Origin of the sequence: Vibrio nigripulchritudo ATCC 27043, from assembly GCF_000222685.1 — a bacterium.
GTDB classification, from domain to species: Bacteria; Pseudomonadota; Gammaproteobacteria; order Enterobacterales; family Vibrionaceae; genus Vibrio; species Vibrio nigripulchritudo.
Window position 1 is genome coordinate 40,477 of sequence record NZ_AFWJ01000289.1, and the last position, 14,330, is coordinate 54,806.

Annotated in this window: 13 protein-coding genes; 2 read left to right on the forward strand and 11 right to left on the reverse strand. The window is 49.3% G+C overall.

Going from position 1 to position 14,330, the window contains the following annotated elements; genetic code table 11:
* Window positions 1–25: 25 nt before the first annotated feature.
* The 9 genes from RH89_RS22730 to RH89_RS22770 form a co-directional block, all read right to left on the reverse strand.
* The gene (locus RH89_RS22730) at window positions 26–1,033 is read right to left on the reverse strand and encodes an ABC transporter permease (protein WP_004407083.1); all 1,008 of its coding nucleotides are present in this window, start codon (window positions 1,031–1,033) and stop codon (window positions 26–28) included.
* A gap of 25 nt (window positions 1,034–1,058) precedes the next feature.
* On the reverse strand, window positions 1,059–2,051 hold the full coding sequence (locus tag RH89_RS22735) for an ABC transporter permease (RefSeq protein ID WP_004407089.1): 993 nt from the start codon (window positions 2,049–2,051) through the stop codon (window positions 1,059–1,061).
* Entirely contained in the window at window positions 2,048–3,562 is a 1,515-nt protein-coding gene (locus RH89_RS22740; protein ID WP_004407090.1) for a sugar ABC transporter ATP-binding protein, read from the reverse strand. The genes RH89_RS22735 and RH89_RS22740 overlap by 4 nt, the downstream gene beginning before the upstream one ends.
* Window positions 3,563–3,574: 12 nt before the next feature.
* A complete protein-coding gene (locus RH89_RS22745; protein WP_004407091.1) occupies window positions 3,575–4,675 on the reverse strand; it encodes a sugar ABC transporter substrate-binding protein in 1,101 nt (366 codons plus the stop codon).
* A gap of 130 nt (window positions 4,676–4,805) precedes the next feature.
* Window positions 4,806–5,498: an HAD-IA family hydrolase gene (locus tag RH89_RS22750; RefSeq protein ID WP_004407094.1), complete on the reverse strand. Its 693-nt coding sequence runs from the start codon at window positions 5,496–5,498 to the stop codon at window positions 4,806–4,808.
* Window positions 5,486–6,358, reverse strand: coding sequence for a class II fructose-bisphosphate aldolase (locus RH89_RS22755; protein WP_004407096.1), 873 nt, complete (start codon window positions 6,356–6,358; stop codon window positions 5,486–5,488). The genes RH89_RS22750 and RH89_RS22755 overlap by 13 nt, the downstream gene beginning before the upstream one ends.
* 63 nt (window positions 6,359–6,421) lie before the next feature.
* Window positions 6,422–7,588, reverse strand: coding sequence for a dihydrolipoamide acetyltransferase family protein (locus RH89_RS22760; protein ID WP_004407097.1), 1,167 nt, complete (start codon window positions 7,586–7,588; stop codon window positions 6,422–6,424).
* Window positions 7,589–7,641: 53 nt separating this feature from the next.
* Window positions 7,642–8,652 carry an alpha-ketoacid dehydrogenase subunit beta gene (locus RH89_RS22765; protein WP_004407099.1) on the reverse strand — a complete coding sequence of 337 codons (1,011 nt, stop codon included), beginning with the start codon at window positions 8,650–8,652 and terminating at the stop codon, window positions 7,642–7,644.
* Between the two features lie 46 nt (window positions 8,653–8,698).
* Window positions 8,699–9,691 carry a thiamine pyrophosphate-dependent dehydrogenase E1 component subunit alpha gene (locus RH89_RS22770; protein ID WP_004407101.1) on the reverse strand — a complete coding sequence of 331 codons (993 nt, stop codon included), beginning with the start codon at window positions 9,689–9,691 and terminating at the stop codon, window positions 8,699–8,701.
* Window positions 9,692–10,100: 409 nt separating this feature from the next.
* On the opposite strand from RH89_RS22770, the gene RH89_RS22775 reads away from it, so the two are divergent.
* Window positions 10,101–11,006, forward strand: coding sequence for a MurR/RpiR family transcriptional regulator (locus RH89_RS22775; protein WP_004407103.1), 906 nt, complete (start codon window positions 10,101–10,103; stop codon window positions 11,004–11,006).
* A 131-nt stretch (window positions 11,007–11,137) separates the two neighbouring features.
* On the forward strand, window positions 11,138–12,106 hold the full coding sequence (locus tag RH89_RS22780; protein WP_004407105.1) for a sugar-binding transcriptional regulator: 969 nt from the start codon (window positions 11,138–11,140) through the stop codon (window positions 12,104–12,106).
* A gap of 55 nt (window positions 12,107–12,161) precedes the next feature.
* Here RH89_RS22780 and RH89_RS22785 read toward each other — a convergent pair whose 3' ends face one another.
* Both RH89_RS22785 and RH89_RS22790 read right to left on the reverse strand, forming a co-directional pair.
* Window positions 12,162–13,271, reverse strand: coding sequence for an erythritol/L-threitol dehydrogenase (locus RH89_RS22785; RefSeq protein ID WP_004407107.1), 1,110 nt, complete (start codon window positions 13,269–13,271; stop codon window positions 12,162–12,164).
* A gap of 39 nt (window positions 13,272–13,310) precedes the next feature.
* Window positions 13,311–14,261, reverse strand: coding sequence for a D-ribose ABC transporter substrate-binding protein (locus RH89_RS22790; RefSeq protein WP_004407109.1), 951 nt, complete (start codon window positions 14,259–14,261; stop codon window positions 13,311–13,313).
* Between the last annotated feature and the right edge of the window lie 69 nt (window positions 14,262–14,330).

Here is a 14,330-nt window from a genome sequence, read left to right on the forward strand (position 1 = left end):
TCCCTATGATCTGTAGACCTTCCTGTTATTTTGACGAAAGCACCGACTTATCTGCTTCGTAGGGCTGTTTCTCCTTTGCCTTTAGTGCGTGAATGCGTCCTCCGCGGATCAGCACAAACACCCCAAGCAGCAACAGTCCCCCTTTCACCATATCCCTTTCGTAGTTTGCCCATCCTGACAAACCGGCTCCGTTGGTCAGCACCGTCAGAATCAATACCCCGATCAGCGTGCCCAAAACGTTGGCTTTCCCTTGTCGAAAAGCCAGACTGCCCAAGAATATGGCGGTCAACCCGTCAATGAAGTAGGAATTACCGATACCGGGCTGACCAGACGACAGGCTCGCGGCGATAAAACACCCCGATAATGCCGCCATCACACCCGCAAACAGGAAGAGATACACATTCAGTTTTTTGACCGGGATACCCGCTTCATGCACCGCTTTATAATTGGACTCCTGAGCATAAATATAGTGTCCCAGCAGCAGTTTTTCCTGACACACCCATAGGACAAAGGCGATAAACAGGGCGAGAACCATGGTTGCCGGAAAAATGCCAAACGAAGCATTCACCAAGTCCCCCATGAATCCGGTGTCGTCAATTCGAAAAGATGCGCCTGCGCCAATAGCTTTCGCGATAGAGAGAGTCAGCCCACCCGTCGCTATCGTGGTCACCAGTGACGACAAGCGCAAATACCCAACTAACACACCGTTAAGGATGCCAAACACCACACCAACCATCAGACCCGCGACAATACTGATTCCCCATCCCATGCCCTGCTGAACCGACCAAGCTGTCACTACGTTTGAGAGCGCAGCTATGTTGGTAAAACTGACGTCCACTTCTCCAATCGAAAATATCCAGGTAACCCCGGCAAACATAATGAAAGAGATGCTCGCCGCCGCAAATATGGTGGTAATGTTCTGTGGCAGAAGGATGTTAGGTCTGACAAAAGCGAACCCAAACAGAAGCAAAAACAGCCCTATCAGTACCCCATATTTCATCAGCCAGGTGGTCATTCTTTTACTGTTACTCATCGTAAAAACCTCATCTCTGTGAAATTCAGGCGTGGGTAACCTGATGGAATCTGGCTTTGATCCACCCTGTCACTTTGTCTCTGGTGTCCGGGCTAAACAAAATGCTGCCCACCAGCATCAACATACTGGTCGCACCATCGCTCCAGTAATATGGAATGTTGATCAGGGTGAATCCATTCAGAACCATAGAAATCAACACGGTTCCTGCCAGCGTCGCCAGTACAGATGCACGGCCGAAAAACGCAATTCCGATGAACACCGACGCGAAAGCTGGCATTAAAAACCCATTGCCCGCGATGGGCTCAGACTTGCCAGTTTCGGCAATCACTAACAAGGCAGAAAACAACATCAGAGTCGAGCAAAGCACGTAAGCAATACAGGTGTACTTACGTACATTCACCCCGGAGTAAAACGCAGACTTTTCGTTATACCCAACCGCATAAAGGCTGTTTCCAAACCGCGAACGATGAAGGTAAAACCACGACAGTGCGTACATGGCAACCAGAAGATAAGTTGAGTAGTTCAGCCCAAACCAACGTCCATCGTTGATGTCGAGCAGCCCAGAGGTGAAGAAGTTGCGAAAAATAGACGGACCGCCACTGAACAGGAATGCCGCTCCCCCCGCGATTGACCCCACCGCGATGGTCGTGACAATGTCAGGCAGTTTCAGATAACTCACGGCATAACCGTTGATCACCCCAAATGCGATACTCACCAGCAACCCGATGAAAATGGACAAGTAGAGGTCAATGCCTGCAGCGATGCCATACCCAATCGTCATCGCCACAAAAGAGATGATGCCGGGAAAGGAGAGATCAAACTTTTTCAGAACCACCACAAACGTCAGCCCCAACGCCGCCAGCCCCGTGGCAGCTAAGTGGCGCAAAATGGCCGTAATGTTTGACGACGTGACGTATCTGGGCTCGACCATGTAGAACGCTAGGGTAATCGCCGCAACAATTACCAGATAAAGCCCGACGCGAATAAAAGCCGCTCTTTTGGCATTGGTCTTGGTCATGCTTTGCTCTCCCCAGATATACCCGCGATGAGGAGCTCATCCCGGCTGATATCACTCACCGGAGCGGAAACCTGCTCGCCTTTGTAGAGAGCAAACATCCGGTCAGACACACCATGTACTTCATCACAATCCGACGACATCACTACCACGGCAGCGGTTTGCGAGAGCTTTCTCAGCAGACGATAAATGGTGGCTCGCGCGCCGATGTCGACACCAATGGTGGGTTCGACAAACAGGTAGATTTCAGCTTCAGCGTATAGACCTTTGCACATGACGATTTTCTGCTGATTACCGCCACTAAAATGACTGGCGGCTTCGTCCAGTTCGACGGGGTGAAGCTCGGTCAGGCTGACCAGTTCCAGACTGTCTTCGTGGGTTTGTTCAGAATTCAATACCCCCAATCCAGATGACGCCCGGTCAAGATTGGCGAGAGAAATGTTGAATACCACATTTTCTTCCAGCACCAACCCTTCTTTTAATCGGTCTCCGGGGAGTAAAAATAGCTTGTGATTCAGGGCGTCTTGCGTGGTTTCAAATTCCACCTTTTCACCGTGAATACGAATATTGCCGCCCCCTTTGATGCGAGCACCGAAAATCACTTTGGAGAGGTCTTCAATGCCAGACCCCACGAGCCCAAAGATCCCTAATATCTCGCCTTTTCTGGCTTCAAAAGAGACATTGCTGAATGAGTCGAAAGAGAGGTTTTCGACCTGAAGGTATGCATCGCCGTTGCATGCTTCCTCCAGTTTAGGTGGAAACATGTTGGAGACCGATTTCCCCAGCATGAGTTCGGCTATCGCCGCTGGGGAAAGGGCTTCCTGAGCCACATCATGACACCCGACATTTTTGCCGTTTCGAAATACCGTAAAGCGATCCGCAATCTGCTTCACCTCTTCTAAACGATGGGTAATGTAGATGATGGATACACCACTGGATTTCAGAATCGACATCAGCTCAAACAGATACTGCTTTTCTTTTTCCGTTAGTGTGGACGTTGGCTCATCCAGAATAAGCGCGGTGATTTTGTCGTTCACCATGGAGTGCAGAATGGCGGTGGCTTCCCTTTCAACCGGGTTCATCTCGGCAATGGTTCTGTCCAGATTGACCGGGATGGGCAGTTTTTCCAGCAACTCATCGGCTCGACGCTTAAGGTCATCACTGTTGAATAGTGAGAAAAGCCCGAAGCTGTTGTTTTCCCTGCCCAGAAATATGTTTTCATAACCGGTGAAATCATCAATCATTTCAGGATGTTGCTGCACAGAGACAATGCCCTGTTGCAGCGACGCGCTTGGAGTACCAAGCTGAACTTCCCGCCCTTCAATTTCTATCTGCCCGCCATCCTTCTGGTAAATACCGGAAAGGATCTTAATGAGCGTGGACTTCCCTGCCCCATTCATTCCAAGCAGTGCGTGGATTTCACCCTTCCTGAGTTTAAAATCCACGTTATCAAGGGCAGTGACAGAACCGAATTTCTTGTCTATCCCTGACATCGAAATAACGTTGCTGTTCATAATGTTCTCCAGTTAAACGACGCGAACCCAGCCCAGCTCTTTCGCTCGACCCGGTCTGTCGTAGTCGGCGGCTTTTTCACCTAACCCTTGCAGCGTTTCCTCGGTAGCTTTGTAGCAAGGCGTGATAACCAGGCGAGGAATGTTTCTGCCAGCAGCGTACTCATGGGCATAGAACACATTAGAGAACGCCATCTCGTAGAAACTTTGGGCACAGCTCATCTTGAAGGCAGAGCCGCCACTGATGTAACCAAACGACTGGGGACCACCATCAATCCCCGTCAGGAAGATGTTTTTACGACCCGCGGCTCGCACTGCAAGCGCACCTTCAATGGCGGCACCATCCCAAGCACACCAGATGGCATCAATGTCATCTCGCGCCGTAAGCATGTTGTCGACCGCCTGACGCGGTGTGGTACTGGCATTAAAGTTAAATGCCCACTTGGCAACCACCTCAATACCGGGGTGTTCACGCAGTGCCCATTCCATACCAAGCGTGCGCTGATCCCAGCTTTCGTTTTGTGGCAGGGTCACAATCGCGACTTTACCTTTACCGCCCAATTGCTCCGCAAGCCACTCAGCGGTAAACCAACCCATGGCGTAGTTACTCGACATAGCCGTACTGTGAACCGCCACGCCCGGCACCTGACTATCGCCCGCAAAGACTGGGATACCTGCGTCTATTGCGCGTTGTACTGCCGGGGCGATTGCCGCTGCATCGGCAGGCGTGATAAACAGCGCATCGGGTTTGCTGGCAATGAAAGCATCGATGTTCTCTGTCTGCTTCTTCGGATCAAAACCTGCGTCAGTAATGGTCAGTTCACCACCCAGCAACTCAACTGCATCTTTATACCCCTGATGCAACGCTGCCCCGGAATCGAAAGCTGTCCAGCCCAGTGCCGCGGCGAATTTCAGTTTCTTGCCTGATGCCGCCATCGCTGGACTGAAGGTCATTGGTCCCATAGTTGCAACAGCAAAGGCGGTCCCCATGCTCAGTTGCATCATTCTCCGACGGGACAAACCAATCGGTGATAAATCGCTGTTGGATTCGTGTGTAACCTGCTCTGTATTTTGAGTATCAGATTCGCTGACACCCTTGTTGATGCGCTCTTTCATGTTCAATTCCTTATTCCAGTACCACTACGTCCTATAGTGTTGTTTCCGATCCTGCTCATACTCGGAAAAGTCCATGTGCCCATTTGGTGTGAAAGGCTGAATGCACAAATGAGCCCCGAAAGCTTTCTTCCTACCCTACTATCTGACGGCAGACGTTTAGGTCGACCTCAGAAAGGTTGTCCACGACTCGGTTTGCTCCGCTGAAATCCTCGTCAGCGGTGTAAAAAGATTTGGTCACCAGACAGTTCATGCCTGCACTTAACGCCGCTCGCATACCAATGTTGCTGTCCTCGACCACCAGGCAACGATTCGGCGTTAGCTGCATCTTTTCTGCGGCCAATCGGTATACCGCCGGGTCTGGTTTTTTGGCTGACACCACATCCCCTGCAAACACCCGAATGTTTTTGGCAATCTCGTCCCCGACGCAGGTTTTCACTACCGTTTTGACCGCATTTTCATTTGAGGTAGAACACACCGCCAACGGCACACCTTGCTCATACGCTTCTGTAATCAGGGCTTTGACCCCGGGTCTGGGGGCAAGCTCGCCGGAGTTAATCAGGTTCATAAAAATTGAAGTTTTTAGCTGGTGAAGATTCTTGATCAGCTCGTCTCGGCTGAGAGCGGTTTCTGGCCATCCCACGGTATTGAAGTAGTACGACATTCGCTCTTTCCCACCCGCGACACTGAGCAGTTCTTCGTATCGGCTTTTCGACCAGTAATCCAGCAGCCCTTTTTCCTGAAACGCCTGATTGAACGCGACCCGATGCCCGTCGCATTCGGTGTCCACCAGAACGCCATCGCAGTCAAATATCAATGCGTCCATGACTCTGCCCTTTGCTGAGAACCAAATTTTGACATCATCAGCTCCACACCTTCTTTCAGCGTCTGGTACTGGGCTTCGATGTAAGGAATCGGCTCTTTAATGCCCGGTTTTTGCAGAGCAAGAGTGACAAACCCTTCGATAAACTGATGCTTGTGCATGGTCGAAATATTGACCTTAGCGCAGCCAGACTGGATGCAACGTTCAAACTGAGCATCGGCTAAACCCGTTCCGCCGTGCAGAGCGATAGGAATATCGATGTTCTCTGTAATGTTTTCCAGCAGGTCATAAGCTATGACAGGCTCACCTTTGTACTGCCCGTGTGCCGTGCCGATAGCTGGTGCGAACGCGGCCAGTTCCGGCATTTCCGCGCAGAACTGCAAACATTCCTGATAATCTGCCAGCATGGCATGCTCCTGTGATACCACTTTGTCGTCTTCTACCCCGCCAATGGCACCAAGCTCAGCTTCCAGTCCAACGTTGGCATCTGTTGCCAGTTTGTAGGCTTTGAGTGACATGGTCAGGTTTTCTTCAAAAGGCATGTCGGAGCCGTCGAACATTACTGACGTCCAGCCCGCATCAATACAACGCTGAATGACTTCCAAATCGGCACAGTGATCCAGATGCAACGCCACTGGCACATCCACGTTTTGCGCCAGACTTTTCACCCAGGACGCGATGGCGTCGTACCCCCATAAACGGATGGTTTTCACCGAAAGCTGAACAATGACTGGCGAATTCAGATCCTGAGCGGCAGTGATCACAGAGCGTGCGCTGTTGTAATCAATAATGTTGAAGGCAGCGATGCCGTAACCGTCTCGCTTTGCATCCTGCAACATTGGCTTCATTGAGATTAAAGGCATAATCGATTCTCCTCAGAGAGTGTCTATTTTTAATGCCGAGTCACTTGTGCGCTTCGGCGTAATTCATACATTCATGTTGGTGATGCTTTCCTTCAGTTTCATCATAAATTCGGCACCATATACGCCATCGACTGCTCGATGATCCGCCGACAATGTCAACACCATAAAGTCTCGCCATCCGAGTTCGTTATTGATGCAGCAAGCGCGTTTGTTGATCGCTCCTACACCAAGAATGGCGGTTTCGGGCGGGTTGATGATCGGGAGAAGTTCTACGTCCCATTTGCCCATATTTGAGATGGTGAAAGAGCCGCGGGCTTTGGATTTGATCACGCCGTTTCGCGCACTTTCTGCCAGAGAGCGCGAAGCCTGATTGATTTCTTTCAGGGATTTGCGGTCGGCATGGTCAATCACCGGAACCAGCAAACCTTCATCCACAGACACTGCCATGCCAATATGAACGTCTTCCAGCAGTGTGCAGCGGTCTTCAAAGACATGAGAATTCAGTTTGCCGTAGTGTTTTAACTGACGGGAGACCGCGAAGATAACCAGATCGTTAATCGACACCTTGTCTTGGTTTGACTGGTTGTAGGCATTTCGCTTCGCCAGTAAATCCGTTACATCGACTTCGGTACGCAGATAAAAATGAGGTTTGGTCTGCTTCGATTCACTCATTCTGTCGGCAATCACCTGTCGGACTTTTGAATAAGGCTGGTCTCCATACTCTTTATCGGAACCCGGCTCGGCATCTGCGAGATCTCTTTCCAGAACAGCCCCTCCGGGACCGCTACCGTTCACCGCGGTTAAATCGATGTTTCGGTTGGCAGCCATTCTTCTCGCCAAGGGCGAAGCTCCCAACTGACCATGATTGACGGACTCCGTCGAGCTTTGAGGCTGCGCTTTGATTTCTACACTGCTTTGAGCATCAGGAGTGTTATTCGCGGCGGGAACCGTTTCAGCCTGTGGACCCGCTTGCTCCGGACTTTCCACTTCGTCAGGATCCCCGATATACATAATGGGCTCTAACACTGTGGTGGTATCACCTTCTTCATAGAGCAGTTCCAGCACAACGCCTTCCTGATAGGTTTCTACCTCAAACGACGCCTTTTCAGATTCAACCACCGCCACAACGTCGCCCTTTTTAACGGTGTCCCCAACCGCTACCATCCACTCTGTTAGCGTGCCTTCTTCCAGATCCTGACCAACCTGTGGCATCAATACCGGAGTCGCCATAATTTCACTTCCCTGTCTGCGCGCTAAGTTGCGCGATTCGTCCAATGTTCCTGTTAACCGGCTTCGCTCTGAACCGTGCTGTGCACCACTTTCAAAATGCCTTCTCGGATCTGTTCCTTCTGCGGAATAGATGCTTTTTCCAACTCCAGATTGAATGGGATTGGGGTATTCAGCCCGGCCACGATTTCTATCGGCGCATCGAGGTAATAAAACACCTTGTCCTGAATGATGGAGCAGATGTCTGACGCCACTCCACCGCGGCGTACTGCTTCCTGCACAATCACCACCCGATTGGTTTTCTTAACGGACTCGATAATGGTGTTTTCATCCAGCGGAACCAGAGTTCTTGGGTCGATGACTTCCACAGAAATGCCCTCTTTTGCCATCTCTTCCGCGACTTCCAGTGAACGAGGGATCATGTTCGACCAGGCAACCAAAGTGACATCCGCCCCTTCGCGTTTCACATCCGCCTGTCCGAATTCGATTTCGTACTCTTCTTTCGGCACATCTCCTTTGGTCATGTAGAGATGCTTGTGTTCAATAAACATCACTGGGTTTGGCTGTCTGAGTGCGTGTTTCAGCAACCCTTTGGCGTCACGGGGTGTGGACGGCATGACCACGCGCAAACCGGGAATGTGATAGAAAAGGGCTTCCAGACTCTGTGAGTGTTGAGCCGCCACTCCGCCACCAGCGCCCCCCTGAGTTCTAAGCACAAAAGGAACATTTCCCGAACCGCCAGTCATAAGCCGGAACTTGGCGGCCTGATTGACAATCTGATCCATGCCTAACATGGCGAAATCGACATAAAGAATTTCTACAATCGGTCTTGCACCCGATATGGCTGCGCCGACGCCCACACCAATCATGCTGGCTTCTGAAATTGGCGTATCACGAACCCGTCGCTCACCGTATTTGGCAAGCAGCCCTTCGGTGACTTTGTATGAACCGCCTCGTTCCGCTATCCCTTCACCAATAATGAATACGTCGCTGTTTCTTGCCATTTCTTCGTCGAGAGCTTCTCGAAGCGCTTCCCGGTACATCATTTCTCTGCTAGCCAAAACCATCTCTCCTTTGATGTTTCATTCCTTTGAATCGGTTTGTCCGGTTCGCTTAATAGTCTTCAATTGCCTGCATAAACTCTTCCACACTGACCTGTGTACCCGCTAAGGCAAACGCCAGTGCTTCTTCCAGTTCAGACTCAATCTGTTCTTCCAGCGCCGTCACCTGTTCTTCGGTGTAACCACCCAGAGTTTTAAGGTTGTCGCGAGCTGAAATAACCGGGTCTCGGTCTTTGTAATACTGGAGTTTGTTTTCAGGCATATAGGTGCCCGGATCATTCACGTGGTGCCCTGAATGACGATACGTTTTGGCTTCAATTAAGACGGGACCTTTGCCTGCACGGCATAAATCGCAAGCCTCCGAAACACGCTCGTAAACCGCCAGTGGGTCGTTTCCGTCAACCAGATAACTGGGAACACCAATGCTTTCGCCACGGCGATACAGCTCGGTTTGCCTTGTTGATTCTTCAATGGGTGTCGATACTGCGTACTGGTTGTTCTCGATGATGAGTACCACATTGAGATTCCATATAGCGGCAAGGTTTAGGGCTTCCAGAAATGTTCCGTTGTTTACCCCGCCATCGGAGGTAAACACTATGGTGACGGCATCGCTGTCTTTCACCTGATTGGCCAGCGCACTGCCTACACCAATGGGTGTCCCTGCGCCCACGATGCCATTAGCTCCCAGGTTGTTGGACTGAATGTCTGCAATGTGCATTGAGCCACCGTAGCCTTTGCAATACCCTTCTTTCTTTTGCAAAAGTTCTGAAAGCATGCGTTTCACATCCGCGCCCCAGGAAATACAGTGACCGTGCCCTCTGTGTGTAGAAGCGATGAAATCAATGCTTTGATCCGCAGCGGCGCACGCCCCAGCAGCAATACCTTCCTGCCCTAAGTAAGGGTGAAAATACCCTCTTACGTGACCCTGTCGATAAAGCCTGATCCCTTCAGTTTCGAACAAGCGCGTTTTGTAGCAGCTTGTGAAAATTTTTTTCAAAGTCTCGCTGGAGACCTGTGTTTCCGCTTGTATTTTCGTCGCGTCCATGTCGTTACCCAACTCTTTACTTAAACCTGTTTTCCGTGGTGTTTTCTCAATATGGAACTGACTATAGATCGTACAATTTTAAATGTAAATAATTTCACACATATCAAAAACCATACACTTGCAACCACACAAACAGTATAAAATATAAGCAATTAGAGTCGATATAAGCCATTTTCCATTTATTAAAAAGATTACAAAAATAAACATAATCAATTGTTTTTATTAAACTAAAAAATCAAACCAGAGAAAGATCACAGTTTGTGAAAATTATTTTACTATTTTATTTGAATAGGCTGTGAACTGGAAAATTGACTTACTGGGATTTCCGTAGGATTATGGATGTTAAAAATTACTTACATTTATATTTTGTGTTTGAATAGCCCAATGACTGAATGAGAAGATGAACAGAATGGACAAGCAAGCAGGCACCGAACTGGTGGAACGAATCCACTCAAATTATGAAAAGTTGCGCAAATCAGAAAGGTTGGTCGCAGACTTTATATTGAGCCATTTAGGAAAAAGACTTAACTACTCAATCACAGAGTTTGCGGACAAACTGGAAATCAGTGAAGCAACAATCAGCCGGTTCACACGTTCCATAGGCTATGCAGGTTATTCAGACCTGAAATTGTCGATGGCGGCAGCCAGTAGCATCGCTGAAGAAAATACCATTCCTAACATCCCCAGCGAGCTATCAGAAAAAGACTCACTGGTCGTCCTGAGCCAGAAACTGATGAATGCGTTGATCAACGGTTTGGGCACGACTCAGAAAAATCTGGACTACGAAAACCTTGAACATGCTGTTGATGCCATTCATAACGCCAGCAAAGTTGTGTTGGTTGGTGTGGGTGGCGCTGCAGAAGTTTGTGATGAGGCGGTGCACTTACTACTGAAAATCGGTATTGATGCTGCCAGCTATTGCGATGGATACACCCAAACCATCGTCGCCTCTACTCTGCCTTCTGACGCGGTAATGATTGGGATCTCACACACTGGCGAAACGGAAACCGTTGCTAAGGCTCTGATTCAGGCAAAAAATAACGGTGCAAGTACCGTTGCCATTACCAGCGCAAAAGATTCTATTGTGGCACAAAGCGCCGATCATACCTTACTGACCTGGCACAACCTCAACCCGAGACAAGTTCCCCTATATGGCGACTTCCTTGAAGGGCGAGTCTGTCAGCTATACCTGATTGATCTGATTTATCTGGCATTGATGTTCCGCCGCGGCAAAGAAGCAAAAGTATCGTTAGAACTGACCCGGGATGCCTTGGAGAAATACTATCAGGGTCAGTCTCGCTACGGAGAGAGTTAAAGGCGTAAAATTTCTGTCATTCCGTCTAAAATAAAACACATTCTCGTCACTCAGTAACCCGACCTAGTCAGGTTACTTAGGTATACGATTTTGTTAAACTCTGACTACACGCATAGTTAAAGGACTAATCCATGCCGAACGATACATCTGAGTTTCAGTTGATGACTGAAATCGCGACACTTTACTACATCGAAAGTGAAACTCAGGAAGCCATCGCCAGCCGATTTGACATCTCTAGAATGAAAGTCGGTCGATTGCTTAAAAGAGCACATGCAGAAGGCATTGTTGACGTTCGGGTAAAGCATCACCCCGCCCTGATAAACGACCTTGAGCAGAACTTAATTGAAAAGTTTGGCATTAAGCGTGCGTTGATTGCTCCAGACTATGCCAACCCTGACGTTCAGAGAAAAGAAGTCGCAGCGTTAGTATCAGACTACTTTACCAGCCAGTTAGAAGAAGAAAGCGTGGTCGCCGTGGGCATGGGGCGCAATGTCGCAGCCGTTGCCGATAACGTGTTTGCTGATAAACAACACTCCTGCACTTTCGTATGTGCAATAGGTGGTTCTCTCAAGGCAGGAGAACTCATCAACCCTGATCATATATGCCGTCGTCTGGCGAGCAAATTCGGCGGTAAAAGCCAGTCCCTTTATGCGCCTGCCTTTGTCCAGAATATGACGCTCATGGAAGAGTTACTCAAGAACAGCACCGTAAAACAGACATTGGACAAAGCACGCCGAGCAGACTTTGCACTGGTGGGCATCGGTGATATGAGTGAAGATTCCAACATGGTAAGAATGGGCTGGTTTTCACCGCAGGAAATTGCGGAAGCCAGGCTCAATGGCACGGTTGGGGATATGATGGGGTATGACTTCATTGATATTCACGGAAAAGAATCAACGACCAAGATGCAAGGAAGAGTGATTGGTTTGCAGTTAGACGACCTGCTGCGCATCCCCAATGTGATTGCCATTGCCAGTGAATCAACAAAAGCCGCTGGCATTTTAGGAGCTTTACGCACTGGCGCTATCGATACGCTGGCAACCAGTTACGCCAACGCGCTCACGGTGCTCAGCCTGGATGATGCGATAAAGAAATCGTAAGAATATCCCCTTACCCACTGAGCTTTACTGCCTTTTGGGTAAGGGGATGTTTCTCTTAAGGAACTAACACCACCTTGAGGGCGTCCTTACCGCTGCTCACCAATTCAAATCCTTTCTCGAATTCACTGAGTGGTAAGAAGTGCGTGACGACCCCTTCTGTGGGTAAGCTGCCATCGACAATCCCCTTGATCACCAGAGGATAACAGTAAGGTCCCAAGTGCGAGCCCAGCACATCCAGCTCCTTTCTGTCACTGATGATGCTCCAGTCCACCGTCACAGGATCTTTGAATACACTGAATTCCACAAACCGCCCTAAGTTTCGGATACAAAGCAATCCTTGCTCGACCGATTTGGGATGACCAGTAGCTTCAATGTACACATCGCACCCATAACCTTCGGTTATGGCTTTGATTTCTGCTTCGGTATCGACTTTGGAAGGATTCAGAACGATATCCGCACCGAATTTCTTTGCCAGCTCTAACCGTTCGTCTTTCATGTCCAAGACAACTAAAGTTTCAGCGCCCGCTTTTTTAGCGGCTCCGATCATGCCTAAACCAAGCGTACCCGCCCCCGCAATAACCACGGTATCGCCTAGCTGAATGTTAGCTCGCTGAACCGCATGAAATGAGCATGCATAAGGTTCAATCAATACGGCTTTCTCTATCGGAAGATCTTCTGGCACCTTGAAGTTAATGGCTTCTTTGGGGAACTTCATATATTGCGCCATCCCGCCATTTACGTTGTTTTGAAACCCATAAACATCGTGTTTCTGACACATCCAGTACTGACCACTTTTACAGAATCGGCAATCCCAGCACGGCACGATTTGTTCCGATATCACTCGGTCGCCGACAGCGAAGCCTTCCACGTCTTCACTGATCGCCACTATCCGACCAATGAACTCGTGACCCGGTATCATGGGGGCTTTTATGTATGCGGGCTGAGTTTCATCCCCCCAGAAACTGGGAGCCCCATGGTACGCCTTGAGGTCACCAGCACAGATGCCACACGCTTCAACTTTTATCAGAATTTCACCAGCACTGATTTCTGGAGACGAGACTTCTTCCAAGCGGTAATCACCGGGGGCATATGCCACCACAGCCGACATGGTCGTAGGGATAGCCGTTTCAGCACGCTGTTGAGCTGACACATGTTGTTCACACATCGCTTTCTCCTTTTACTGAGTAGGAACTCTTGAGCTGACTTACTCCGCCAACACAAAAGGACCAGTGTATTTATCAGCGTTGTCTGCGGTTATGAGCAGACAATCGAATAGCTGTTTCTCGGTATCCGCACCTGTCTTACCTGTTCGAATAAAGTTGTCTGCCTGACGGATAGACTCAGCAGCAAAAACAGCCACAGGCTGAAGAACGGTGTACTCAAGTTCTCCGGCTTTAACGGCATCGACAGCATCAGGTGAACCGTCAAACCCGCCCACTTTGACATTGCTAAGCTTTCCGGACTCTTTTAGCGCGGCAATAGCACCTAACGCCATTTCATCGTTACCACTGATGACACCAATGATGTCTGGGTTGGACTGCAACATAGACTGCATTTTGTTGTAGCCCTGAGTGCGATCCCAGTTAGCCACATCGGACGCTGCTAGCTCTAAATCTGGGTATTGGCTTAACACCGTTTTGAAACCGTTGGAGCGCGTCGCGGCATTGTTATCCGAAGGCGCACCAAACAGTTCTACATATTTGCCGCTTTCACCGACACTCTCTACCCATTGCATTGCACCGAGTGCTGCTCCCTGAGCGTTATTCGACACGAGCTGGCTTTTGGCTAATCCTTCCTGGTTAATCTCAGCATTAATCAGGAAGACTGGAATACCAGCGTTCACTGCTTTGCGCACTGCACCTATCGAACCGTCGGCATTTTCAGGGTCCAGAATGATGGCAACGGATTTGTTGGTAATGGCAGTATCAACCAATTTACTTTCGGTATTGGTGTCACCTTTGTGGGCGCTCACGTTTGCCTGATAGCCCATTTCCAATGCTGTCGCTTTTGCCACTTCACCTTCGGTGTACCAATACGGGTTAGAAGGGTCATTGATGATGATTGAAATCAATCCGTTTGCCCACGCAGTTCCGCTAAACACAACGGCAACGACTGAAAGCCAAGTCAGCCAAATGGTTTTTAATTTGTTGTTCATTGGTATTGCTCCTTGTCCTAAGTTTTACATCCTTACGTTTTGGTCATGGCATTGCGGTTAACTGGAACC

Bases quoted from the DNA above. Each gene is read 5' to 3' on its own strand.
- RH89_RS22730 (WP_004407083.1), bottom strand. From the start codon at position 1,033: ATGAGTAACAGTAAAAGAATGACCACCTGGCTGATGAAATATGGGGTA.
- RH89_RS22735 (WP_004407089.1), bottom strand. From the start codon at position 2,051: ATGACCAAGACCAATGCCAAAAGAGCGGCTTTTATTCGCGTCGGGCTT.
- RH89_RS22740 (WP_004407090.1), bottom strand. From the start codon at position 3,562: ATGAACAGCAACGTTATTTCGATGTCAGGGATAGACAAGAAATTCGGT.
- RH89_RS22745 (WP_004407091.1), bottom strand. From the start codon at position 4,675: ATGAAAGAGCGCATCAACAAGGGTGTCAGCGAATCTGATACTCAAAAT.
- RH89_RS22750 (WP_004407094.1), bottom strand. From the start codon at position 5,498: ATGGACGCATTGATATTTGACTGCGATGGCGTTCTGGTGGACACCGAA.
- RH89_RS22755 (WP_004407096.1), bottom strand. From the start codon at position 6,358: ATGCCTTTAATCTCAATGAAGCCAATGTTGCAGGATGCAAAGCGAGAC.
- RH89_RS22760 (WP_004407097.1), bottom strand. From the start codon at position 7,588: ATGGCGACTCCGGTATTGATGCCACAGGTTGGTCAGGATCTGGAAGAA.
- RH89_RS22765 (WP_004407099.1), bottom strand. From the start codon at position 8,652: ATGGTTTTGGCTAGCAGAGAAATGATGTACCGGGAAGCGCTTCGAGAA.
- RH89_RS22770 (WP_004407101.1), bottom strand. From the start codon at position 9,691: ATGGACGCGACGAAAATACAAGCGGAAACACAGGTCTCCAGCGAGACT.
- RH89_RS22775 (WP_004407103.1), top strand. From the start codon at position 10,101: ATGGACAAGCAAGCAGGCACCGAACTGGTGGAACGAATCCACTCAAAT.
- RH89_RS22780 (WP_004407105.1), top strand. From the start codon at position 11,138: ATGCCGAACGATACATCTGAGTTTCAGTTGATGACTGAAATCGCGACA.
- RH89_RS22785 (WP_004407107.1), bottom strand. From the start codon at position 13,271: ATGTGTGAACAACATGTGTCAGCTCAACAGCGTGCTGAAACGGCTATC.
- RH89_RS22790 (WP_004407109.1), bottom strand. From the start codon at position 14,261: ATGAACAACAAATTAAAAACCATTTGGCTGACTTGGCTTTCAGTCGTT.